General features: G+C 61.7%; 14 protein-coding genes and 1 other RNA gene. 12 read left to right on the top strand and 3 right to left on the bottom strand.

Annotation, left to right across the window (positions count from 1 at the left end; translation table 11 throughout):
- The first annotated feature begins 27 nt into the window (after positions 1 to 27).
- The 5 genes from ffs to AB5164_RS01765 all read left to right on the top strand — a co-directional run bounded on the left by ffs (position 28) and on the right by AB5164_RS01765 (position 9827).
- Positions 28 to 123, top strand: an RNA gene (gene ffs, locus AB5164_RS01785) — signal recognition particle sRNA small type.
- A gap of 325 nt (positions 124 to 448) precedes the next feature.
- Positions 449 to 2320, top strand: coding sequence for an ABC transporter ATP-binding protein (locus AB5164_RS01780; RefSeq protein WP_368142505.1), 1872 nt, complete (start codon positions 449 to 451; stop codon positions 2318 to 2320).
- Complete coding sequence (locus AB5164_RS01775; RefSeq protein WP_368142506.1) at positions 2321 to 4180, top strand: ABC transporter ATP-binding protein; 1860 nt, start codon at positions 2321 to 2323, stop codon at positions 4178 to 4180.
- 206 nt (positions 4181 to 4386) lie between these two features.
- Positions 4387 to 4938: a flavodoxin family protein BilS gene (gene bilS, locus AB5164_RS01770; RefSeq protein WP_368147752.1), complete on the top strand. Its 552-nt coding sequence runs from the start codon at positions 4387 to 4389 to the stop codon at positions 4936 to 4938.
- A gap of 800 nt (positions 4939 to 5738) precedes the next feature.
- Positions 5739 to 9827 carry a fibronectin type III domain-containing protein gene (locus tag AB5164_RS01765; protein WP_368142508.1) on the top strand — a complete coding sequence of 1363 codons (4089 nt, stop codon included), beginning with the start codon at positions 5739 to 5741 and terminating at the stop codon, positions 9825 to 9827.
- Positions 9828 to 10506: 679 nt separating this feature from the next.
- Here the strand turns inward: AB5164_RS01765 and AB5164_RS01760 are convergent.
- Positions 10507 to 12807 carry an LTA synthase family protein gene (locus tag AB5164_RS01760; RefSeq protein ID WP_368147750.1) on the bottom strand — a complete coding sequence of 767 codons (2301 nt, stop codon included), beginning with the start codon at positions 12805 to 12807 and terminating at the stop codon, positions 10507 to 10509.
- A 214-nt stretch (positions 12808 to 13021) separates the two neighbouring features.
- Here AB5164_RS01760 and AB5164_RS01755 point away from each other — a divergent pair, with 214 nt between their 5' ends.
- The 5 genes from AB5164_RS01755 to AB5164_RS01735 all read left to right on the top strand — a co-directional run bounded on the left by AB5164_RS01755 (position 13022) and on the right by AB5164_RS01735 (position 18767).
- Positions 13022 to 13870, top strand: a complete 849-nt coding sequence (locus AB5164_RS01755; RefSeq protein ID WP_346965391.1) for a nitroreductase family protein — start codon at positions 13022 to 13024, stop codon at positions 13868 to 13870.
- A 159-nt stretch (positions 13871 to 14029) separates the two neighbouring features.
- Positions 14030 to 16057, top strand: coding sequence for a KUP/HAK/KT family potassium transporter (locus AB5164_RS01750; RefSeq protein WP_035138754.1), 2028 nt, complete (start codon positions 14030 to 14032; stop codon positions 16055 to 16057).
- A gap of 60 nt (positions 16058 to 16117) precedes the next feature.
- Positions 16118 to 16312: a hypothetical protein gene (locus AB5164_RS01745; protein WP_368142510.1), complete on the top strand. Its 195-nt coding sequence runs from the start codon at positions 16118 to 16120 to the stop codon at positions 16310 to 16312.
- 111 nt (positions 16313 to 16423) lie between these two features.
- A complete protein-coding gene (locus tag AB5164_RS01740) occupies positions 16424 to 18049 on the top strand; it encodes an ATP-binding protein (RefSeq protein WP_368142511.1) in 1626 nt (541 codons plus the stop codon).
- 4 nt (positions 18050 to 18053) lie between these two features.
- On the top strand, positions 18054 to 18767 hold the full coding sequence (locus AB5164_RS01735) for a response regulator (RefSeq protein ID WP_368142512.1): 714 nt from the start codon (positions 18054 to 18056) through the stop codon (positions 18765 to 18767).
- 95 nt (positions 18768 to 18862) lie between these two features.
- Here AB5164_RS01735 and rlmKL read toward each other — a convergent pair whose 3' ends face one another.
- Complete coding sequence (gene rlmKL, locus AB5164_RS01730) at positions 18863 to 21421, bottom strand: bifunctional 23S rRNA (guanine(2069)-N(7))-methyltransferase RlmK/23S rRNA (guanine(2445)-N(2))-methyltransferase RlmL (protein WP_368142513.1); 2559 nt, start codon at positions 21419 to 21421, stop codon at positions 18863 to 18865.
- A 75-nt stretch (positions 21422 to 21496) separates the two neighbouring features.
- On the opposite strand from rlmKL, the gene AB5164_RS01725 reads away from it, so the two are divergent.
- The gene (locus AB5164_RS01725) at positions 21497 to 22324 is read left to right on the top strand and encodes an HAD-IIB family hydrolase (RefSeq protein WP_368142514.1); all 828 of its coding nucleotides are present in this window, start codon (positions 21497 to 21499) and stop codon (positions 22322 to 22324) included.
- A 193-nt stretch (positions 22325 to 22517) separates the two neighbouring features.
- Entirely contained in the window at positions 22518 to 23222 is a 705-nt protein-coding gene (locus AB5164_RS01720) for a transaldolase (protein WP_196025514.1), read from the top strand.
- Between the two features lie 382 nt (positions 23223 to 23604).
- Here the strand turns inward: AB5164_RS01720 and AB5164_RS01715 are convergent.
- On the bottom strand, positions 23605 to 25658 hold a 2054-nt coding region (locus tag AB5164_RS01715; RefSeq protein ID WP_368147749.1), incomplete at its 5' end, for a Tex family protein.

Genomic DNA, 25658 nt, shown 5'->3' with positions numbered 1-25658 from the left:
GTAATATATATCGAGCGCCTAGCGCGTTCGATGGGTTCGGATGACGACATGTTCCGAATCTGGTCAGGTCCGGAAGGAAGCAGCCATAAGGAGCCTCTGTCGGGCATCCGAATCCATCGAGCGCGCAGGCGCTTTTTGGTGCCGCGGCTACCCGCGAGTGCCGGCAGGGCGCTTGGTGTCTCGCTGGTCCTCGGCTTCGCCTGCGGGATCGCTCGACTACCAAGCGCCCTGCCGGCACTCGCGGGTAGCCGACCAAAACCGCCTGAAGGGTCACATTTATCTGATAATTGAATCCCTGGCGTTATGTCGCTCGCTGACTGCGTCAAAACAGTGACGGTTTTTACCACCATCCAAGATTCTTCTGTAACGAGTTGCTTACGTATCTTCAGGGCTCTCCGTACTATCATGAATCAGATTGAAGAGAGATGATGATAGGGAGCGCCTATACATGATTGAGCTGCTCAGGCGTTTTGGTGGTAAGTTTCGCCGGTATATGGTGATTGGCCCTGCGTGCAAGTTGATCGAAGTGATCTTTGACCTGCTGACGCCGCTGGTGATTGCCCAGATGATTGATAAAGGTATCGGTGCGCACGACGTGAGTGCCGTCGTCCACTACGGTATATTGCTTGCCGCCATGGCCGTGATCGGCATCTCGTTTACGCTCGTCTGCCAAAAGATGGCGGCGCTTACCTCGCAGGGCATGGGCACCGACATTCGCGGCGCGCTTTACGAGCACATCAACAAGCTGAGCTACGCCGAGCTCGACCGCTTTGGCACGCCGTCGCTCATCACGCGCATTACCAACGACGTCAACCAGGTGCAGCTCGCCGTGGCGCTGGGCGTGCGTATGCTCATCCGCTGGCCTTTCCTGGCGGTGGGCTCCATGATTGCGGCCCTTGCCATCGACCTTAAGCTCGGCATGATCTTTTTGATTTGCACGCCCGCTATCGGCCTGGTGTTTTGGTTTGTTATGGCGCGCTGCATCCCGTACTACAAGCAGCTGCAGGCAAAGCTCGACCGCATCGCGCTTATTTGTCGCGAGGGACTTTCGGGCGCCCGCGTGGTCCGGGCGTTTGTGCGCGAGGGTCACGAGCGTGAGCGTTTTGCCCAGGCGGCCGATGACCAGGCGCGTGTCGCAATCGCGGTGGGCAAGCTCTCGTCGATTCTCAACCCCGTCACGTTTTTGGTGATGAACCTGGGCGTGTGCGCCATCCTGTGGGTGGGCGGCATCCAGGTCAACGTGGGCGAGCTCACGCAGGGCCAGGTCATGGCGTTCGTCAACTACATGACGCAGACCCTGACCTCCATCGTGTATGTCGCCAACCTGGTCGTGGTCTTTACCAAGGCGAGCGCTAGTGCGTCGCGTATCAACGAGGTGCTCAATTGCGTGCCGAGCATCACCGACGAGGGCAACCAGCCGGTTGCGCTACTCGAGCCGAGCGCGATGGGCAACGCTGTTCCGGTTCCCGCGCTGAGCTTGAGCCATGCGAGCTTCTCTTTTGGCGCGGGCGCCGCCAACGCCGTCAATGACGTGACCCTGGAGCTGCCGCTGGGCAAAACGCTCGGCATTATCGGCGGCACGGGCAGCGGTAAGTCGACGCTCGTCTCGCTCATCCCGCGCCTGTACGACGCGGGCGTCGGCAGTGTGAGCGTGATGGGCTCCGACGTGCGCGCCTGGCCGCTCGATCAGCTGCGCCATGTGGTCGCGACTGTTCCGCAGCGCGCGTCGCTCGTGAGCGGCACGATCCGCAGCAACCTAACCTGGCGCGACGAGTCGGCAACCGATGAGGAGCTGTGGGCGGCGCTCGATATAGCGCAGGCCAGCGAGTTCGTGCACAACAAGCCCCAGGGCCTCGACGCCCCGGTCGAGGCGGGCGGCAAGAACTTCAGCGGCGGCCAGCGCCAGCGCCTGACCATTGCGCGTGCCCTGGTGGGCTCGCCGCAAATTCTGATCATGGATGACTCCGCCTCGGCGCTCGACTTTAAGACCGATGCGGCGCTTCGCCACGCCATCCGCGAGCGCAGCGTACGCGGTGCCGCCGCGGGCGGGCTCCCGCTGACCACGGTGATCGTGAGCCAGCGCGTCTCGACCGTGCGCGATGCCGACATGATCTGCGTGCTCGACCACGGATCGGTCGCGGGCCTGGGTACGCACGACGAGCTGTACGCAAACTGCCAACTCTATCGCGAGATTTGCCAGTCGCAGCTTCGTCGCGAGGAGCTCGAGGGTCAGCAGGGGAGCGCGATGCCCGCGTCCGCCCCAAGTTCCGCGTCCGCCCCGGCTGCCCCGGCATCCACTTGCGCAAAGGAGGGCTGCTAAATGAATCCGTATACTTCTTCCGGTTCGGTCGCCACGATGACGGCCAACGTGTCCGGCAACGATAACCTCAACGACCTGGGCGACGGTCCGCGCCAGCCCGGCGACCCCGAGCGTTACCCCGTAGGCGCGGTAACTCGCCGTCTGCTGGGCTATGTTCGCCCGCACCGCGTCTCGTTTGCGGCGTCGTTTGTGAGCGCCGCCATCTCGGTGATCCTGCAACTCTATACGCCCATCCTCATCGGCGAGGGCATCGACCTCATCGTTGCCGCCGGGCAGGTGGACTTTGACGCGCTGCTGCCGCTCGTTACCAAGCTCGCGATTGTCGTGGTGGGTGCGGCGGCCTTCCAGTGGCTGCAGGGCTATTGCGTCAACCGCCTGTCCTACGAGACGGTGCGCGACATGCGCGTGGAGGCGAGCGACAAGCTCAGCCGCATGCCACTCAGCTTTATCGACGGCCATGCCCACGGCGACCTTATGAGCCGTGTGGTCAACGACGTCGACCAGGTGGGCGACGGTCTGCTGCAGGGCTTTACCCAGCTCTTTACCGGCGTCATCACCATCGTGGGCACGCTTGCGTTTATGCTCTCCATCAACCTGACCATGACGCTTGTGGTGGTGCTCGTCACGCCGCTTTCCATCTTTGCGGCCGGTGCCATCGCCAAGCTTTCCAATAAGAGCTTCACTGCTCAACAGCTCATCCAAGGCCAGCTCGGCGGTCATATCGAGGAGTATGTGGGTGAGCAAAAGCTCGTGGACGCCTTCGCCTACGGCCCGCGCGCTCAAGCGCGCTTTGATGCCCTCAACGCTGAGCTCTACACGGCAGGTGAGCGCGCGCAGTTTATGGGTTCGCTTTCTAACCCCGGTACGCGCTTCATCAATAACATCATCTACGCCGTGGTCGCCGTGATTGGCTGCGCGGGCGTGATCACGGGCGTACCTGCGGCGCTCACGGTGGGCGGCGTGCAAATCTTTCTGTCCTATGCTAACCAGTACACCAAGCCATTCAACGAGGTCACCAACGTCATTACGCAAATCCAGACGGCGTATGCCTCGGCGCGCCGCATGTTCGCGTTGCTCGATGCGCGCGAGCAGGAGCCCGACGCTGTGGATGCCATTGAGCTCACTGCCCCGAAGGGCGAGGTTTCGTTTGAGCATGTGGACTTTAGTTATGTGCCCGACCGCAAACTGCTGCAGGATATCTGCATCGATGCCAAGCCCGGTATGCGCTATGCCCTCGTCGGCCCCACGGGCTGTGGCAAGACGACGCTCATCAACCTGCTGCTGCGCTTTTACGATATCGATGCTGGGCGCATCGCGGTCGATGGTCGCTCCTCGCGTGACTACACGCGTGCGAGTCTGCGCCGCGCCTTTGGCATGGTGCTGCAGGACACCTGGCTGTTCGAGGGCACGGTGGCCCAGAACATTGCCTACGGTTGCCCCGATGCCACGCGCGAGCAGATTGTCGAGGCCGCCAAGCGCGCTCATGCGCATAAGTTTATCGTGCAGCTGCCAGGCGGCTACGATACGGTGATCGGCGAGGACGGCGGCACGTTTAGTCAGGGTCAAAAACAGCTGCTGTGCATCGCGCGCGTCATGCTCACCGATCCGGCGATTTTGCTGCTGGACGAGGCAACGTCGAGCATCGATACGCGTACCGAGCTGCAGGTGCAGGCGGCATTCGACGAGCTCATGGCTGGTCGCACGAGCTTTGTCGTGGCACACCGCCTGTCGACGATTCGCAACGCCGATTGCATCCTGGTCATGCGCGACGGCGAGATTGTCGAGCGCGGCACGCACAACGAGCTGCTAGCGGCAGGCGGCTTCTACGCCGAACTCTACCGCAGTCAATTCGCCCAGTAAGCAAGGCGTGGGGCAAATGAATCAGGTTCGTTCGTTCCACGTCTTAAGTATTTGGGGGCTTGCGCTGCGGACGTTTTGTCCTCATCGGTGTCGCCCATGTCGCCAATCGGCAGAAGGTGGTTTACATCTGTCACGTTAGTACTAAGATATTCATCTAATAAATTGCATTAGTGGCTTTAGTTTTGGGGGAAACGAGCAACGTGACTATGACATGCTCTTTGGTGGTCAACAGCAAGAGCGGTAATACCAGGATGGTTTCGGGCGCAATCAAGCGTGCCCTGCAGGCTGCAGGCGTCGAGTTTATTCACGCTGCCGCGCTGAGCGACGATGCGGATGCAGATCAGGTTGCGCTCGAGGCGCAGGGTGCCTGCGCTGCCGATACGGTGCTCGTTGGCTTTTGGTGCGACAAGGGCGCATGCACGCCTTCGGTCGCGGCGTTGCTCTCCGCCTTGCACGGCAAGCGCGTCTTTCTGTTTGGTACCTGCGGTTTTGGTGCCGATCAGAGCTATTACCAGCAGATTATCGATCGCGTGACCTCCAATTTGGCCGATGATACCGAGCTGGTGGGCTGGGCAATGTGCCAGGGCAAGATGGGTCCCGCGGTCAAACAGCGCTACGAGGCCATGCTCGAGCAAGATCCCGACAACGCCCGCGCTAAGTTGCTGCTCGATAACTGGGTCGCCGCAAAGGATCACCCCACCAAGGAAGATCTGGACAACATGGCTGCAGCCGCCAAAAAGGCCGTGCTGGGGGAGTAGCTCCCATCGCTGACGGCGGTCGGTCCATCTTTCTAAATGAAACGTCCTCCCGGGCGTCGGGGCACGAAGTTCCCTGCTCTACAGTCCTGCGCAAGACGAAGGCCACATTAAGTGGCCTTCTTTGCGTGCGGAACTCGCGATGAACTTCGTGCCCCGCCGTCCGGGAGGACGCCTCTTTATTGATGGGAGGCCTGATAGGTCGATGGTTCCGTGCCCGGATGCGTCCAAAGTGGGACGGGCTTTCCGGATGGGCAGGCTTTCGAAAAATGCGTCCCGGAATTTGCCTTTGGAATGGGACGTAGTTTCCCGTTGAGGTGCTTTGCGGAAAGTGCATCCCACTCTGGGCGGTCGAAGTGGGACACACTTTCCCAAAGGCGCTCCAACGGGAAATTGCGTCCCATTATTCGGTCAAGAAACGGGATGCATTTTCCCAATGAGAGCAAAACCGGAAAATGCATCCCACAATCAGCCCTCAAAGTGGGACGCCGTTTCCCAATGAGGCTCAAGCGGAAAATGCATCCCGGAATTTGCGCTCAAAGTGGGATGCGGTTTCCGGTTGAGGGTCTAAGGGAAAGTGCGTCCCAGAATCGACGCTTGAAATGGGATGCAGTTTCCCGATGAGGCACTCGACGGAAAATACATCCCAGAAATGGCCTTTGAGCTGGGATAAGATTTCCGCGGCATCTCGGATTCTCAAAAATGAGACACGCCGTTGGCGAAAATGAGACACGTGATATCGGGCACCGGATGTATCATTTGCAAAAATGAGTCCACTCCACTCGAATAAAGCGAGGTCCCTCATGTACGTTCCACACCCCCGTATCCGTAGGCTGTCGAAAATCCCGCTTGTTGGGACGGCGGCGCTTGCTGCGTTGGTCGCCACGAGCGTCGCCTGCTTCACGGCCACGCCCCAGGTTGCCCAGGCGGCAGACGCGCCCGCAATCACCGATATGACCGAGCAGGATTATCAAGCCCTGGGTCTGGGCACGAGCGAGGACATTCCGGCCGATACCGTTGGCCCCTATTCCACTGATACCCCCACGACGTTTGCCACGCGCAGCGAGGTCTATATGGCAGCTAACGGTAGCCATGGCAATCGCTACACTCTGCGCGACAAGCTCGAGAACGTCGAGCGCGGTGACATTGGCGGCAGCAGCAAACTCACCGATGGCTATGGAAGTGTGTGGGGCGCCGCAAAGTTCTGGCAAAACGTCAACAACTTCGATACGAACAGCGATCTCTACAAGCATAGCGACTACGGTGGCGGCACCTGGTCGTACCTAAGCAACAATGAGTCCTCAACAGTACTCGCCAACGACAACAACGGTTTCTCGGGCATTCACGCCACGAGTGTTGAGTTCTGCAGCGACGCCAGCACGGGCAAAAAGAGCCGCGTTGCCGAGCTCCGTGCCTACGGCGACAGTTCCTCCACGACGATTGACGGCAAGTCATACGCCGGAAAGGTTGAGCTGGTCCTCTACTCGTTTAGCAACGGGCGTACGCGCACTCTCGACACACACCTGCCGGTGACGGTCAACACTAATATGATGTACGAAGGCCGTTTTAAGTACCTGGATGCCGGTTACCTGCAAGAGCACGACGCCGTCTTTGATGTCGAGGCGGGCGATGTCGATGGCGACGGCGTCGACGAGCTTTTTGTCTACGCGGGCTGCTATGTCGACGAGAACGGCGTGCGCAAGGCTGTAGTCGACATGTATGACTTGGAGGGCGGCAACTGGAAGCAAAGCGTCGTCAAAATCGACGCCGGTAACGCCGCGGACTACACCACGCACAACAAGGGCGGGAACGACTCCTGGACGCAGCTTCAGTCAGCTCCTGTCGTTTCGCTAGCGGCCGGCGACCTCGATCGCGATTTTTGCGATGACCTCGCCATCGTGGTCTCGGCACCCTACGGCAAGAAGAATATTGATAAGTCGACGCATTGCGAGCTGTTTTCGTGGGATGTATCCAAGGGTGCGCTCGTCCATGTCGATGCTCTGGGCGACGCGGGCGCAATCTCCCTCTCCGCGAACGGCAAGACCATGGTCGCTGCGAATGCGACGTTCGGCACGTTTGCCGCCTACGATGAAGAAGGAAAGAAGACGGGTGAAACCGTCACGGGCCTTATTCTTGCGGGCTATGACTGGCAACGCAGCGCTTTTGATTACGGCGCTTCTGACGGCAGCAAGGGGCTGTACGGCGCGCTGTACCGCTACGCGTATTTTGACTCGGAGTCTGGCGAGTTCAAGCTTTCCGATTGTAAGGAATACAGAGACGGGCTCCTCGCCTCCTATGGGCTGATGCATGCGCCCAACAGCGCATGGAAGGATAGCGCTCAGGATAAGCGCTATCCGTGCACCTTGGCGCCTATTGCCCTTGCCACTGCCAACCTTGACGGCCTGTCCGAGCAGCTGGCGGTTGACGAGGTGCTCGTGGGCGGCGATGTGTTCCGCGACTTTGCCTGCAACACGGCACAGAGCGGGGCTCAGGGCTTGGGGTCCATGGTCGGAACCATGAGCATGAGCGGTCAGCAATACAACAGCAGCAACAAGCATGACCACAAGGGTATAGAACAGGTGTGGATCAGCGACGTCAAGGCGGGCAGCGTCTCGGGTTCGGACCGCTATAACGAGAGCTTTATCGCCGTGGTGGGCAAGCACCGCGACGAGGACCTGCGCAAGAACGATGACTACTATTGGATGACCGCCTCGCATTTTTCGCTCGACGAGAACGGAAAGGTGCGCCGCGGCGAGGAGCAGGTGATTAGCGAGAGCAACCGTCGCGGCACTACCTACGGCACATTTATCTCGCTCGCGCTGCCCGATGTCGACAACGACAGCGTCAAGATCACGTACAAGGACCGCTACAAGGTCTATACCAACCCGCGCGTGCTTGCCGTGCTGCAGGATGCGCCCTATGTTGAGGATCTGGAGCAGGCATACGGCTATCTGGTGTTGGGCGGCACGTCATACGGAGAGGAAAAGGGCACGGGGACATCCCAGGGCTATACCATTGGCGCCGAGTTGGGCGTTGCCGTCGAGGTGCAGACCGGTCCGCCCCTGGTCGCGATGAATGCTTCAGTCGATTTTGCCGCCGAGGGATGCTATGACTACCGGAGCGAGCGCACGGTCAGCGCAAGCGTAAGCTATGAGTCGCATGCCGGCGAGGGTGACAAGGCCGTGCTCTACACGATTCCGATGGTCTATTACGAGTATGAGATCGAAAATGAGGAAACTGGTGGCAAGGGCGTGATGGCGGCGCCCGTGTCGCTCGGCGCGCAGACCTCGGTCGTTAATGTCGAGGCCTATGACCGCATTGCCAAACAGCACAATATGACGCCGCTCAGCTACTTTTTGACCAACCGGTCGGGAGAACCCGGAACCTATCAAACGACGCTCAACGGCGAGACTCCCGTTGGGGATTCCTTTGGCCTGGGCAAGCCTGGCGTAACGCGCGCCTACACGCACGATGGGTTTAACGGCGCCGCCGCGCAGTCGGGGGCGAGCATTGAGCAGACCATCGAAGTCGAGGAGGGCAAGGAGCAGGAGCTCGAGCTCGGCTTGACGCTGAACGGCAGCGTTGTCATGGGCGCGAAGCTCGCAAAGCACGAGTTGTTTGGCGGCCTGTGCTTTGGTGCCAACGCCGGCTTTACTACGGGTAACTCCTCGAGTGAATCGACCGAATACGGCGGCACCGTCGACAACCTGCCCGAGGCCGCGCAGGGCAAGTACGGTTTTGTGTGGCGTCTGGGCGTCAACGCGGTGGATGTCGACAAGTTCGAGGCAGACTCGGGCGACAAGCTCGGCACCAAGGACACCGACCAGTTCTGGATCGTGGGCTATGACGTTAAGGACGTCGAGATGCCCGACGCGCCGGCCGTGACGGGCTTTACGGCAAACGCCGTCGATTCGACCAGCGTTACGTTTAGCTGGGACGATGTACTCGCAAACAAGAGTGGCTTTAGCTACGGCGTGGGCATGCTGCAGAGCAATGCGGCGGATGCGGTCGTCAATAGCTGGAAGATTGCCGACAACACGCAAACCTCGCTCAAGTGGGATGGGCTGCAGCCCAATACGGAGTATCGATTCGCCATCGCCGCCGTTAAGAATGGATCCACGACCGAAACAGGTATTCGCTCGGCAATCATCACGGTCAAGACCATGCCCGATGGCATGACGATGACCGTGAGCGGACCTGCGGCGGATGCTGCGGAGGGGTCGGATCTTGGATACGACTCTTCGGTTGAGCGCGCGGCGGGAAGCCACCTGACGCTCTCGGCGATTGGCCATGTGAAGCAACTCGGTGCCGACGATAGCGAAACAGGGCTGGCACCGACCTATATGTGGTACCGCAAGGGCCGCGGCGAGACAGAGTTTAAGCTCGTGGGTGCCGATGGCAACCTCGCGGCTGGAACGGCCTCAAAGCTCGAGATTGACCTGACCGCAGACGATGACGGTGCGCAGTATTACTGCCACGTGGGATACAACGACGTGGGCCTCGACACCGGCACGACGCTCGTGAATATCGAGGCCGAGGAGACGGCGCCCACAACGGTGAACGCCACCCCGATCCGCACGCGCCGCCTGTTCTCACAGGCAAGTGCGGGCGCCAAGAAGTTCCTGGACCATACGCTGGTAAACACCGCCGGCCCAACCGATTCCGAAGGCTCAAAGGACCCCGAGACTCCTGAGACCCCGACGAACCCGGACAAGCCCAAGTCCGACAACGGAGCTAAGACCGACACCAAGGTCAAGACTACGACCACAGCGAAGAACCTCGCAAACACCGGCGACCAAACATTCGCCCTAGTCGCCACCGCAGCAGCAGCGGGAGCAACGCTCGTAGTGATAGCCCTCATCATGCTGATCAAGCATCGCAAGACCCACTAGCGGCCAGTCGAACATATCGACAAACCAAAAAACCCGGGTAGCCAAAAAACAGGCCACCCGGGTTTTCTGTTGAGTGGAGACTCCGCAAGCGGAAACTGCATCCCACAATTAGCGCCCGGAACGGGACACATTTTCCGTCAAGCCCTCATCCGGATAATCCATCCCAGTTTGAGCGCCCAGACCGGGACGCACTTTCCCAAAGAGTCCTCAACGGGAAACTGCGTCCCATAATTAGGCCGAGAAATGGGATGAACTTTCCCAATGAGAGCCAACCGGAAACCACGTCCCAGAATCAGCCCCCAAAGTGGGACGCACTTTCCCAACGAGCCTCAACCGGAAAATACATCCCGGAATCCAGCTGAATAGTGGGACACACTTTCCCAATCGGGTCCCAAGCGGAAACTGCATCCCATTCCAGACAAGAATTCCGGGACACACTTTCCGCAAACAAAGAAGGCCACATAACGTGGCCTTCAACTTATATATGTTCGGCGATACACCCAAGACAAGCCACGCCCCAACATCAGGGAGTCTGTCCAGGCGGAGGCATATAAGGTTCATCGCGAGTTCCGCACGCAAAGAAGGCCACTTAATGTGGCCTTCGTCTTGCGCAGGACTGACCGAGCAGGGAACCTTACGTTCCGCGTCGCCGGGCAGACGAACCAGTTAAGACGCGCTGCTACTTGATCTTGGTCGTGCCCGGTGCCAGGTTGGGGTCGGTCTCGTTGGCCTCGGTCTGGAAGTGCTCGGTGTACACGTTCTTGCCGTCGCGGAACATCTCGTAGTATTGCATCTTGGCGTAATCATCGCGCGCCTTGGTTGCGGCTGCGGCAGCGGCGTCGTCACCGGTGACGTTGGAGGAGAGCGCCCAGCGCAGGCTGGCGTCCTCGTAGCCCACCGAGTTGATGGCGGGCAGCGACTCGCGCAGCGTCATGTGCGCTTTCTGGTAGTCGGTCAGCGGTGCGCCGATCAGCTGCATCAGCTGGGTGGACAGGTAGTTGGTGGACAGGTCGTCGACCTCGCTCATCTGGTCGCAGCCGGCAACGTCGTAGTTGGCCCAGATGATGTAATCGGTCTGCCACAGGCGCTCCTGATGCGTGGCGTCGTCCTCGCCGGTAAACCACTTATCGTTGAACTTGGACGGGAAGAACGGCTGGTGGTCGCCCCAGAACACCACGACCACCTTACGGTCGAGCTTGCTCAGGGCGTTGAGGAAGTAGCGAAGCGCCTGATCGGACTGCTCGATGCACGAGACATACTCGTCGACATCGGAGAGCGTGCCGTCCTCGACGGTCTTGGCGTCCAGGTCGGTCGTGTCGATGTTCAGGTGCATCTGCTTGTCGACCGGCAGCAGGCCCGTATCGTAGCCCGAGTGGTTCTGCATGGTCACGTCGAAGATGAACTGCGGATCGGCGTTCTGGTCGAGCAGCTCAAGAATCTTGTCGTAGGTAGCCTGGTCGGTCACCATGCCGCGCAGGGTATCGGCGCCCTGGAAATCGTTGATGGACAGGAACTGGTCAAAACCAAAGTCCTTGTAGACGTTCTCGCGGTTCCAGTTGGTCGCGTGGTTGGGGTGCATAGCCGTGGTGGAATAGCCGAGCGATTTGAACTGCTCTGCCAGGTTCCCGGTCGTCTCCATGTTGTAGATGGTGTAGGGGTACACGCCCGAGCCCAGGTTGGCCATGGAGTTGCCGGTCATAAACTCAAACTCGGTATTGGCGGTACCGCCACCGTAGGCGCTCACATAGAGCTTACCGCGGCTGAGGCAGTTGGACAGGCTCTTAAAGTACTGCGGACCCTCGTAGCCGGCGCGCATGTTCTGGTAGATCGACAGATCCGAGAAGGTCTCGTTCATGATGGCGATGACCGTGGGCTTCTCGCTGTCGAACTGTTCCTTTGCGGCGGCGCGCTCGTCGCTCTTGGCCGCGTCGGACTTGTCGTAGGTCTTGGCGTACTTTTTGAGCGTGGCTTTGGCATCGTCGACGGAGTAGTCGGCGGGTTTGGGCGGCTTGATGGACTGCGCTGCGCTAATGAAAGCGGGCAGGTAGCCCTCGCGCCAGTAGCTCTCGAGCGGGCGCCAGGTGTAGACGGTGATGCCGAGAGTGTTGTAGTAGTCGATGAGCGTGACGTGTGCGGTCACGCCGCCCAGGCACAGCACCGCCACGAGCAGGTTGGTGAGCAGCATGCGCTTGGCGTTGGCGGCGCCCTTCTGACGGTGCGGTGCCACCAGGCCGGCGTACTCGCATAGCAGCATGGCGATGGCGGTAAAGCCCATGGACAGCACGCAGAACAGTGAGATCGAGAAGGTGTAGCCGGTGCCGGCGACCGCGGCGGCGGTGGAGATGGCCGAAAGGTCGCCCGGCTGGATGGGCATGGATTTAAACGTGATGACGAAGAACTCGGCAATGCCCAGGACAAAGAGGGCAAAGGCCAAGACCGCGGGGGCTGCGCCGTGGCGCTGGAACAGGAAGAACAGGCCGACCATGAGCGTGGTGATGATGGCCCACTCGAGCAGGATGCACAGGGGGTAGACCCAGGTAAAGTCGTGGTTGGACGATACCTCCATGCCCAGCAGCGCAAAGACGCCGGCGAGCAGCAGGCACAGGACGGCGGCGACGAGCGGTTTGCCCACAAAGGCGCCGCGCAGGCGGGCGAGCTTGCCGGTGGGGGCGGGGGCGTTGGGCCCGGCGAACGCAAAGACGCGCGGGGCGATGCGGTCGCGGGCGATGCTGGCCCAAGCGCAGCCGGTGAGGATGGCGTTGGTCAGGATGAGCATCACAAAGGCGAGCGGCTCGTTTTGCGCGACGAGGCCAATAGCGCCCCAGACGGTCAAAAAGAGCTGGAACAGGCCGAAGGCGACGCTCCAGGCGAAGGCGCCCTTGGCAACGGTGCCCGACTGAGCGCGAATGGCCTTGGCTTCGCGCAAAACAAGGTAGACGGTCGCCGCAAGACCGACGAGCGAGATGGCGGCAGCGAACATGCTGAGACTCCTCACAAACTTAAAACCTACGAAAGCGGGGGTTTACCCGATTGTTACCAAGATATGCGCAGCATTTGAGGGTTGCGCACAACAACCAGCCATAATAACGCGCACGTGTGGCGGTGTGGCGTAATGTAGTGGCGACCTGCGCGATAATGGACGGGAATTACACGGAAACGTAAAGGCTTCTTAAAGAATTAGCGAGGATGAGGCAATGAACGAGCAGGTTTGCACCAAGGCTGTGGATACGTGTGGCTATCCGGTCGAGACGACGGGCAATGCGGTGCTGGACACGTTGGAGCACCGTTCCTCCACGCGTGCCTTCGCGCGTGATGACGACGACCGTCCCGTGGCGGTGACCGACGAGCAGCGGGCGGCAATTTTGCATGCGGCGAGTCGCGCGCCGTCGGCGGGCGCCATGATGATGTATTCCATCGTGAGCATTCGCGAGCAGGCTACGCTGGACCGCCTGGCCGACCTGTGCGACCACCAGCCCATGATCGCCAAGGCGCCCTGGGCACTAATATTTGTGGTCGACTATGCCAAGTGGATCGATCTGTTTGAGCACGTGGGCTGCTTTGAGCCCGAGTTTGTCGAGCGTACGGGCAAGGCGCCCCGCCGCGCGCCGGGTTTGGGCGACTTTGCCATCGCGGCCCAGGACGCCGTGATCGCTGCGCAAAACGCCGTGGTTGCCGCCGAGGCCCTGGGGCTGGGGAGCTGCTACATCGGCGATATCGTCGAGAATGCCGAGGAAGTTGCCGAGCTGCTGGACTTGCCGCCCTATACCATGCCGCTGTCGATGCTCATCATCGGCACGCCCCGTAAGGAGCGTCCGGCCATTGCGCATCCCGTGGTGAACCTGGTGCACGAGGAGCGCTACTGCCGCGCCGATGCCGCGACCATGGACGCGCAGGTGGCCGAGATGGACGCGATGTTCCGTCCGCATGCCCGCGAGGTGGGGGAGCGCGTCGTGGACATCTATACCCGTAAGCACACGAGTCCCTTTATGGCCGAGATGAGCCGCTCCATGGAGTGGTGGTTCAAAAATTGGCTTGGAAAATGACGAATGTGACAAAGGGAAAGTCCCTTTGTCACATTCCATATCGCCGAGGTGGCTTAAAGGCTGTATAAATGTTTATCTAGCTGGGAAAACAGTGCCATTCAAACATGGGCCGATTACCTATAATTCCTTCGAACATTAAAGTTGGGAGGAAACCGGCTTATGGAACAAAAGGCCAAGGAGGCAGCTTCGCACGCTGCGATTCCTGTGAGCATCTCGGCGATGCTCGTCACGCTGGGCGTGGTGTACGGCGATATCGGCACCAGCCCTATGTATGTAACCAAGGCGCTCGTTGCCGGCAACGGCGGCATCGGAAGCGTCACGGAGGAGTTCGTGCTCGGCGCGCTCTCCCTTGTCGTGTGGACGGTCACGCTGCTGACCACCATCAAGTATGTGCTCATCTCGCTGCGCGCCGATAACCATGGTGAGGGCGGCATCTTTGCCCTGTACAGCCTGGTCAAGCGCTGCGGCAAGTGGCTCATCATCCCCGCCATGCTGGGTGGCGCCGCGCTGCTCGCCGACGGCATCCTGACACCTGCCGTTACCGTTACCACGGCCATCGAGGGCCTGCGCACCATCCCGGCGGTCCATGCCGTGCTGGGCGATGACCAGGGTCGCGTCGTCGCCATTACGCTCGCCATCATCATCGTGCTCTTCTTGGTACAGCGCATCGGTACGGCCAAGATCGGTCACGCCTTTGGCCCCATCATGACGCTGTGGTTCCTGTTCCTGGGCGGCACGGGTCTGTTCTTTGTTTTCCAGCACCCCGCCGTGCTGCTGTGCCTCAACCCGGTGCGCGGCATCGCCTTTTTGCTGAGCCCCAACAACCACGCGGGCATCATGATTCTGGGCAGTTGCTTCCTCGCCACCACCGGTGCCGAGGCGCTCTACTCCGACATGGGCCACGTCGGCCGCGGCAACATCTACGCTACCTGGCCGTTCGTTAAGTGCTGCCTGCTGCTTTCCTATATGGGCCAGGGCGCTTGGCTTATGAACAACGCTGCCAACCCCGAGCTCATGGGCATTGCCGACCTCAACCCGTTCTACCAGATGCTCGCCCCGGGCCTGCGCCCCTTTGCCGTAGGCCTTTCCACCGTTGCGGCCATCATTGCCTCGCAGGCGCTCATCACCGGCGCATTCTCGCTGGTGTCCGAGGCCAGCCGTCTGGACCTCATGCCGCACATGCAGGTCTTCTACCCTGCCGAGACCAAGGGCCAGCTCTACATCCCCATGGTCAACAACGTCATGCTTGTCGGCTGCGTCATCGTGGTGCTGCTGTTCCAGAACTCGGCGCATATGGAAGCCGCGTACGGCCTTGCCATTACGCTGACTATGATGTGCACCACGCTGCTGCTCTTCTTCTACCTGCACGAGGAGCGCAAGCTCAAGGTTGCTCCGTGGATCTTCGCGGCCTTCTTCCTTTTGCTCGAAGGCTTCTTCTTCGTGAGCTCGCTCACCAAGTTCTTCCACGGCGGCTATTTCACCATCCTCATGGCTGCACTCATCATGGGCATTATGGTGTGCTGGTACAACGGCACGGCGGTCGAGCAGCGCCAGTTTACGCTGCTGCCGCTGCGCAGCTACCTGCCGCAGCTCAAGCGCCTGCGCGACGACGACCGTTACGAGCGCATGAGCGACAACGTCGTGTACCTGACCAAGGACACCCATACCGACTACATCGACCGCGATATCGTCTATTCGATCTTGGACAAGCATCCCAAGCGTGCCCGCGCCTGGTGGTTCGTGAATGTCGAGACCATGGACGAACCGCACACCTTTGCCTATTCGGTCGAGACGTTCGGCACCGACTACGTGTTCCGCGTGCACCTGTACCTGGGCTACAAGATCAACCAGCGCGTCAATGCCTACCTGCGTCAGGTTGTTCAGGACCTGGCTGCCACCGGCGAGCTGCCGCCGCAGACGCATGACTACTCGGTCTACAAGGATCCGGGTAACATCGGCACGTTCAAGTTCGTCCTGATCCGTAAGCTTCTGGCGCCCGAAAGCGATGTGGAGCCCAGCGAGCGTACGGCCATCACGCTCAAGTACATCATTCGCCGCGCCGCCGGCACGCCCGCGCGTTGGTACGGCCTGGAGAACTCCAACGTGAGCTTTGAGTACGTGCCGCTGTTCACCAAGTTCAAAGCCGTGAACAAGATGCAGCGCCTGGCCCCCAACGAGCGGCCGTAGACGTCGGCGGCTACACGGAGTTGGTTTTTGATGGATAAGCATGAGGCCGGGGAGGTAAACATGGATACAAAGGCGCTCGATGGCCGTGAGGCGGTGGTCGAAATGGTGCGTGAGGCGCGTGCCGACGCCGCCGAAGATCGGTTTTTGACGAACCGTGCCAACATGGATATGGCCGACCGCGTGATCTCGATCGTGGCACTGGTATTTGGAGCGGTGTGCGTGTGTGCCCTGCTCGCGCACGTGCTGTTTGTCTAGCGACCGCCGGTTGCAAAGGCTATACACTTGGAACCACCACAAGGGAAACCACCACAAAGGTGCCTGTCCCTTTGTGGTGGTTTTTGTTTTTGAGAGAGGGGCGGGGCACTGATGGACGTCCGTACGGACGGCGATATTGCCGATAGCTTTTGGTGGCGGCGCACAACGCTGACGCGCCGCACTCCTCTGTATGACGCCTGCGTATCGGTGGGGCTGCTGGTCGCGGCGACGATTGTGGGTGCGCTGCTCGACCATCCGGGTCTCGCGCCGAGCATCATGATCGTCTATGTGTTCGCCGTTCAGCTGTGCGCATTCTTTACCTGGAGTCGCCTGTATTGCTTGCTGAGCTCGGCTGCCGCCGTGGCGCTCTACAACTTCTTGTTTGTCGACCCGCGCTACTCGCTGTCGCTTATCGATCGCGGCTATCCCGGCATGTTCTTCATCATGTTCGTGGTCTCGCTTGTGTCGAGCTCGATTGCGTTGGCCCTGCGCCGCGCCTTGGCACAGGCCGCCGCCAGCGACCGCCGCACGCATATGGTGCTCGAGACCAACCGCATGCTGCAGCGGTGCGCCGACGAGCAGCAGATCGTTCACGCCATGGCAACGCAGCTGGCGCGTCTTTCGGGCTGTCCGGTCGTGTGGTACAGCGCCGACGCCGAGGGCGATGACCTGCTGCCGCGCGCGACTTACACGGCCGTGGGCGATGCCGCACCGGTGCACGAACTGGCGCCGCAGATGCCGCCGCGGCTCTCGGCGTCCGCCTATGTGGGAACGCCGCTCGACGCCACGTTTGGCGGCTCGGCGTTTTATGGCATCTACCTGACGGTTCGCACAGGCGACGGCTTCGCGCGCTCGGGCGACCCCGCCTCGGTGGTGGGCGTGCTGGCTATCGTTGCCGAGCCCGACGTGCTGACGCACGAGGAGCGAACACTTGCCGATGCCATCGTGAGCGAAGGCGAGCTGGCACTCGATCGCGCTCGCGCCATGGAGGCCCGCGAGGAGGCGGCGGTGCTTGCCAAAAACGAGCAGCTGCGCGCCAACCTGCTGCGCTCCATCTCGCACGATCTGCGTACGCCGCTCACCAGTATTTCGGGCAATGCCGACGTGCTGCTCGATCAGGGCTCGACCGGCACCGCGGTGCTCGATGCCCAGACGCGCCGCGGCCTGCTTCTATCCATTCGCTCGGATGCGCTGTGGCTCAACGCCACCGTCGAGAATCTGCTCGCCATCACCAAGCTCGAGGGTGGCGGTATGCATCTGTCGACAACGCTCGAGCTCATGGACGATATCGTCGAGGAGGCGCTGCGTCACGTGAACCCTGCCGTGCGCGAGCACGACCTTAAGGTGGTGGCGTGCGATGAGCCGGCGCTCGTCAACGTCGATGCGCGCCTGATGGTGCAGCTGGTGGTCAATCTGGTGAACAACGCCATCACCTATACGCCCGCGGGCTCGCATATCATGATTTCGATTAGCGTCGACGATGGACGCGTGGCGTGCTCGGTGGCCGATGATGGTCCGGGCATCGCACCCGAGGACCGCGAGCGGATCTTCGAGTCGTTCTATACCGCCAACCACGGTCTGGCTGACAGTCACCGCAGCGTGGGCCTGGGTCTTTCGCTCTGCCGCTCCATTGCGCTGGCGCATGGCGGTAGCATAGAGGTTGCCGCGGCGGACCCGCACGGCTCGGTCTTTACGATTGAGCTTCCTGCCGCCGACGTTTCGTTTGATAAGGAGTAGCGCTGTGCCGAACCCTGCCGTAAAACCGCTCATCTTGGTCGTTGAGGACGACCCCGCCGTCCGCAATCTTATCGTTGCCGCGCTCGAGGCGCACGGCTTGCGCCATATGGCTGTGGAGACCGCCCATGCCGCTATCGCCGCCGCCTCGTCGCAGACGCCGAGCATTGTGCTGCTCGATCTGGGCCTGCCCGATATGGACGGCGTCAAGGTGGTGGAGTCGGTGCGCGCATGGTCGGGCATGCCGATTATCGTGGTCTCGGCGCGCAGCGAGGATGCGGACAAAATCCGCGCGCTCGATGCCGGTGCCGACGACTATCTGACCAAGCCGTTTTCGGTCGAGGAGCTGCTCGCGCGCATTCGCACGACGCTCAGGCGCCTTTCGTATGCGCAAACGGGCGGCGTTGCCTCCGAGGGCTCGTTCGATACCGGTGAGCTGCATATCGATTTTGATGCCGGCATCGCCACGATGGATGGCGAGGAACTGCATCTGACGCCGATCGAGTATAAGCTCCTGTGCCTGCTGGCGCATAACGCCGACAAGGTACTGACGCACCAGTTTATCCTGCACGAGATTTGGGGCACGGCGACCAAGAGCGACCTGGCGAGCCTGCGTGTCTTTATGGGCACGCTGCGCAAGAAGATTGAGTCCGACCCCGCGCATCCGCGCTATATCCAGACGCACGTGGGCATCGGCTATCGCCTGGTCACCCAAGGGTAGGACGGCGTCCGCCATCCCAATATGAGTTGCGGTGAAATACGGTCTAAATTTGCCTAATTCCAGGCAAAACAGTCCGTATTCCACCGCAACTTTGTTTATTTGCCCTTGGGCTTGCTGGCGTAGAACTTCTTCTTTTTGGGCTTACCTGCGCAGGCAGTCTTGCCGTCGCCGCGCGGCCCTCGGTCGCCGGTCTGCGCGTGCGCGGGCGCCGTTGCGCGAGGCTTGCGGGCCTCGGGGTTACGCAGCTCCTCGACGCGCTCGGCAATTTCCTCGGCGCTAAAGCCGACCTCGGCCATGGCGTCCTCGATGGGCAGGCGGCGCACGATATAGCAATGATGCACCTTCTGGTTGCGCGCGAAGTCCTCGGGAATGGTCTGCGTCGTAATGTCCTCCAGCACGACGCCCGCGCGCGCGAGCTTGCGTGTCTCGGGGCGGAAGCCGCGCAGGTTGCAGCTAAAGATGGCATGTCCGCCCTGTGCAAGCAGGCGAGATACGCCGGCCAAAAGCTCAACATGGTCGCGCTGGACATCCCAGGTGCGGCGGCCCATCTTGGACGAGTTCGAGAACGTGGGCGGGTCGACAAAGATCAGGTCCCAGCGGTTGCGCGTCTGGCGCTGGTCGCGAATCCAGGCGAGCACGTCGTCGCGCACAAAATGATGCTGCGGACCAACAAAGCCGTTCTGGCGCATATTGCGCTCGGCCCAGTCCAGGTAGGTGTTGGAAAGGTCGACTGTCACGGTTTCCTCGACGCCGCCGTCGGCCGCATAGCAGGTGGCGGTGCCGGTATAGGCGAACAGATTGAGGAAGCGGCGTGCCTGTTTGGCGTGCTCGCGCACCAGGTTGCGGGTGACGCGGTGATCCAGGAAGATGCCCACATCCAGGTAGTCGTCAAAGTTGACGGCAAAGGTGAGTCCGCCCTCTTCGATGAGCGGCAGGCGACGGCGCGCGATGTTGGCGCGCTCGCCCGAGCCGGCCTTGCCGGCGCCCTGCTTGCCGTACTGCGAGCCGCCGCGCGAACGCATGCGGGCCTTGGCGTGCACGTGCTCGGCCGGAACATACAGGATGCGCGGCGCGATGGCCAAGATGTCGAGCATACGGGCCTGGGCCAGTGCGGGGTCGATGGTCTTGGGCGCGGCGTATTCGGCGATGACGAGCCAGCGGCCCGGCGTCTGCGGGCAACCCTCGTACAGGTCGATGGCAGCGGAGTAGTCGGGCAGGTCGGCATCGTAGACGCGGTAGCAGCTCACGCCCTCGCGCTTTGCCCACTTTCGACGCAGACGGGCGTTCTTGCGCAGGCGGTTGGCGAACTGCTCGGACTCCGGGATGAGCACGGGCAGCGGCTTGCCGTCGCCCAGGTCGAGCGTGGCGGTAGGTTCGGGCATGAGGGTGTCGGCGGCTTCGCCTTGGGCATCTGCGGTCTGCTCCTCGGCATCTGCGCTGGTCGCAGCTTCGAATGCCGCGGCGGCGTGGTCGAGCGAGGGCCAAACCTCAAGAGCCGCCTCCTCGTTATTGGGCATGACGGCGATCGAGTGCTCGGGCTCGGCGTGGAGCGCGCGGGCCAGCAATCCGTCGCGGGTGAGCGCGGCGACCGGTGCCGCGGCAAGCTCGGGTGCGCGGCGCAGCTCGCCGATGAGCGTCATGGCGTCGTGCATGAGCGAAAGCGGCGTCTCGGTCGTATCCGCGACCACAGCGGCACCGGCGACGGCGCCCGCGTGGTCCAGCACAGTGGCGGACTTGGCGGCGCAAAAATCGACAAAGCGCTTGTAGCCGGTGCACTTAACCATGCGCTCGGCAGTCTTGCGGGCGGCGGGGTCAACATCCACGGCAACGATGCGCGCCTGGCGCTCGCGTGCGGCCGTCTCGCGCTCGCGCGCCTCGGCACGCAGCTGCTCCCACAGGGCGGCGTCGTGCAGCTGCCAGCCCTCAAAGCCCCAGTGCTCGCGTGCGGCGCCCGGAGCGCGGTCGGTTAGGATGTTCACGGCCTCCAGCAGCAGACCGCCGCCGGCGCACGAGGCGTCGACCAGCGTGGGTAGGGCTTCATTCTCGTAATCGTCGGCCGTCAGCTCGCGCTCGCACAGTGCAGTCCAGCCGACCTGCGCCAGCAGCAGAGCGGCGTAGTCGGGACGCAGCACGTGTGCGCCCTCGCCGGCGCGGGTCGCGGCGGGTGGCAGGCGCTTGAACAGCGGGTCGCCCGAAAGGTCCAGGCTGATGCTCGCGCGACGCTGACGCAGCGAAAGCAGTAGGTGAACATCGGGGTCGGCGGCATCGACGTCGGCACGACGTCCCGTGGTCTCGGCCAGGCGGTCGCACAGCGCGTCTTTGGCGCGCAGGGCCGAGAAGCGCGTGTTGCGCAGCTGCTCGGTCACGCCGCGGGCGGTGATGGCGATGGTGGCGCCGGGGCGGACGATGCTCTCCCAGGCGATGTCGTAAACGCTATCGTACAGTTCATCGGCATCCTGCGCCTCAAAGCGCCCGAGTACCACGAACACACGGCTCGCCAGGCGCGACCACAGACAGGCGCGGTAGCCTTCTTCGAGCTCGCCCTCAAATGTAGCGCGGCCCTTCAGCCGGCGAACATGCGAAAGCCCGAGGCGTTTAAGCTCATCGGCGAGTGCGGACTCAAAGCCCTCGGGGCAGCTTGCGTAAAATTCCATGGGTGACCTCTCTGGTTGCGTCGCTCCATTATATGATGGATACTTCGTTTACTCTCGCCCCCGAAAGGAACCCATATGATTGATGCGTGCCCCGATTCCGCCGTGCTCTTTTTTGACGTGGACGGCACGCTGACGTCGTTCGATCCCGACAACATGACCGACAAGGACTTTTCGGCGGTTCACCCCTCGCAGGCGGTGATCGAGGCGTTTCATCGTCTGCGCGACGCAGGGCACAAGGCGTTTATCTGCACGGGTCGTCCCTTGTGGCTGATTGCCGATGGCCTGCGTGCTTTGGAGCCTGCGGGTGTCGTTGCCATGGCGGGCGCCACGCTCGAGGTCGAGGGTCGCGTGGTGCATGAGGACTACTTTGACGAGGACGTTGTTGAGGAGCTCGCGCGTCGCGTTGTGGATGCCGGCATCGAGGTTTTTTTCGAGTCCAATGCTGCGACCTTTGCGCTGGAGCCCGTGGGCGTTGAGCAGTCGTCTCTGATCGGCACGTCTGTGGTGCACAGCGCCGAGGAGATGCGCGTCGACGGCAGTCTGCGCGTGGGCAAGGTATGCCTCAGTGTGCCCAGTTTGGCTCGCGTGACCGGCGATGACGGCTTTATCGATCGCGAGTTTGAGCTGTGCAACACAGGTGGTCAGAATCGCGAGCTGAGCCCCAAGGGCATTGACAAGGGCGTGGGCGTGGCGCGAGCGCTGGCGTATCTGGGCCGCGAGGGAAATGCGCGCACCTTTGGCTTTGGCGATTCGGGCAACGACCTGGGCATGCTCGCTGCCGTCGAGACGGCCGTGGCCATGGGCAACGCCATGCCCGAGGTCAAGGCGGTCGCCGACTACGTGACCGACGATGTCGCACACGACGGCACCGTCACAGCGATGCAGCATTTCGGCCTCATCTAATGAATCCCGCGTTCTGACGTTTGCCCAAACTGCGACTCTTTGCTTTTGCATGCTCAATCGATTTATCAATCCAAACACTGAGGTGTTTATACCGTTCGCCGAGAAGATAAAAAACCGCAGCTCACGCCTTGATAAACGTAGGTAAAGTGTTTAGCAGTTTAACGCCCATGTGCAAGCGAAAGGAATCAGGCAGATGGCAATCAAGGTGTTCGCTGACGGTGCAAACCTCGAGGGCATGCTCGACATGTACGAGAACGGCAACGTTCAGGGTTTCACGACCAACCCGTCCCTTATGAAGAAGGGCGGCGTGACGGATTACCGCGCGTTTGCCAAGGAGGTCCTGGCCCACATCACTGATGTGTCCGTCTCGTTTGAGGTCTTTGCCGACGACGTCGAGACCATGGAGGTCGAGGCGCGCGAGATCGCTACCTGGGCCGAGAACGTCTACGTCAAGATTCCGTGCGTGACCACCAAGGGCGAGTCCACCGCCGAGCTGGTGCGCAAGCTTTCGGCCGACGGCATCAAGGTCAACGTCACCACCATCTTTACGCCTACGCAGGTTGATGAGATGGTCGAGGCCGTCGACGCCGAGACGCCGTCCATCATCTCGCTCTTTGCCGGCCGCATCGCCGATACCGGCGTCGACCCCATTCCGTTTATGACGGAGTCGGTCAAGAAGGCCGCCGCAAAGCCCAACTGCGAGGTCCTGTGGGCGTCCACGCGCGAGCTCATCAACATTTATCAGGCCGAGGCCTGCGGTTGCCAGATCATCACGGTGCCCAACAGCATCCTGGCCAAGCGCAAGAACATCGGTCGCGACCCGTACGAGGTCTCGCTCGACACCGTGCGCGGCTTTGCCAAGGATATCGCCGCTTTGGGCTTCCATATTCTGCCGTAACGCGAACACTGGCTACGCCGCGGGCTGCTCGCCCCGGCCTTTCCTTTCCCTATCGCTCACGCGCTTCGCGAGGGTCGCGCTAGGCAAAGGAAAGGCCGGGGCTGCCGACACGAGCTTGCCGGTAGGTTGGTGATTGGCTTCCATATTATGCCGTGGACAAAGGTACCCCCGCCTGCGCCGTGCAAAATCGAGAGTATTCAGCAAGGTAAAGGCTTTTACCAGTTAATCGAAGCACGGAACAGCCCCCGTTTTGGCTCTAAAAACGCCAAAACGGGGGCTGTTTTTTTGCTTTTTCGTCTCTGAGGGGCATCCGGAACGGCGGAAATTGCAGAATACTCGCGATTTTGCACATTGCTACAGGGGGTACCTTTGCTTTGGCGGTTTACTTGCCCTGCACCATGGTGAGCGAGATCTTCTTGCGGTCGCGATCGACCTTTTCCACCCACACCTTGACCGTGTCGCCGACGCGTACCACGTCGCTCGGGTGCTTGACGAAGCGGTTGGCCAGCTTGGAGATGTGCACAAGGCCGTCCTGGTGCACGCCCACGTCGACGAAGGCGCCAAAGTCGACGACGTTGCGCACCGTGCCCTTGAGCTCCATGCCGGGTTCCAGGTCGTCGATGGAAAGCGCTGAGCGGCTAAAGACCACCTCGGGTGCGTCGTCGCGCGGGTCGCGGCCGGGCTTCTTGAGCTCGTTGACGATGTCGATGAGCGTGAGGGTGCCGCAGTTCAGGTCGCTTGCCAGCGCCGAGATGCTGCCCAGGCGGCGCTCGATGTCGGGCACGCCGCCGCGGCTGAGCTCGCTTGCTTTAACGCCGGCGCGTTCTAGGACGGACGTGGCCACCTCGTAGCTCTCGGGGTGGACGCTTGTCGCGTCGAGTGGGTTCCTGCCGCCGCTAATGCGCAAAAAGCCCGCGGCGTTGAGATATGCCTTGGGTCCCAGCTTGGGGACCTTCTTGAGCTGGCGGCGATCGGTAAAGGCGCCGTTTTCCTCGCGGTAGGCCACGATGTTTTTGGCCACGCTCGGCGTGATGCCCGATACATATCCCAGTAGGCTCGCGCTCGCGGTATTCACGTCGACGCCCACGCGGTTGACGACGTCCTCCACCACATGGCCCAGGGTGCGCGAAAGCTCGGCCTGGTCAAGGTCGTGCTGGTACTGGCCCACGCCGATAGACTGGGGCGGAATCTTGACGAGCTCTGCCAGCGGGTCTTGCAGGCGACGGCCCAGGCTCATGGCGCCACGCACGGTGACGTCCAGGTCGGGATATTCCTGGCTGGCGAGCTCGGAGGCGGAGTACACGGACGCGCCGGCTTCGTTAACGATGGTGTATCGCAGCCCAGGCGCCTGCTCGGCGATGAACTCCGAGACGACTTCCTCGGTCTCGCGGCTGGCGGTGCCGTTGCCGATGACGATGGTGTTGACGCTGTCCTTTTTGACGAGGCGGGCGAGCTCGCGCTTGGTGCCGGCGACGTCGTGGCGCGGCTTGGTGGGGTAGACCACGCCGTGGTCGAGCAGCTTGCCGGTCTCGTCCATAACGGCGACCTTGCAGCCGGTGCGGTATCCCGGATCGAGCGCGAGCACGCGGGCACCGCGCACGGGGCGTGCCGAGAGCAGGCCCTCGAGATTCTTGGCAAAGACGTTGATGGCCTCGGTCTGCGCACGGACGGTGAGTTTGGCGCGGGCCTCGCGCTCAAGCGAGGGGGCCATGAGGCGCTTGTAACCGTCGGCGATGGCGGCGTCAAAGACGGGCGCGAAGACGCCCTGGCGTCGGGGCCAACGGCTGCTGAGGCGTGCCGTGGCAGCGGCGCCGTCGACGTTCACGCGCACGCGGAGCTTGCCCTCGCGCTCGCCGCGGTCGATAGCCAGCACGCGGTGGTTGGGTATACGGCGCAGCGGCTCGTCAAAGTTGTAGTAGGGCTCGTAGGGGGTCTTCTCGGCGGGGTCTGTGGCTTCGACGACGATATCGGCGGTGTTCTGCGTAAAGGCGCGCAGGTCGGCGACGTTCTCGGGGTCCTCGGCCACCGTCTCGGCCACGATGTCCGCCGCCCCGGCGAGCGCCTTTTCGGGCGTGTTGAAGCCGGCGTCCTCGTTGACGTAGGCCGCGGCGGCATCGAGCGCGCTGCCCTTGGCCGAGGCCTGCATGATGATCATGTTGGCAAGCGGCTCCAGGCCTGCCTCGCGGGCCTTCTGCGCGCGGGTCATGCGCTTTTTGCGGTAGGGCTTGTAGAGGTCCTCGACACGCTGGAGCTGCGTGGCCTCGCGAATCTGCTGCTCGAGCTCGGGCGTGAGCTTGCCCTGGGCGTCGATGAGCAGAATGACGTCCTCTTTGCGCTGTTCAAGATTGCGCAGGTAGGACAGGCGCTCGTCGAGTGCGCGCAGGGCGACGTCGTCCATGCCGCCCGTGGCTTCCTTGCGGTAGCGCGAGATAAAGG

The sequence above is a fragment of the Collinsella aerofaciens genome, assembly GCF_040915425.1.
GTDB classification, from domain to species: Bacteria; Actinomycetota; Coriobacteriia; order Coriobacteriales; family Coriobacteriaceae; genus Collinsella; species Collinsella aerofaciens_BW.
This window is presented reverse-complemented; position numbering and strand designations above follow the sequence as displayed.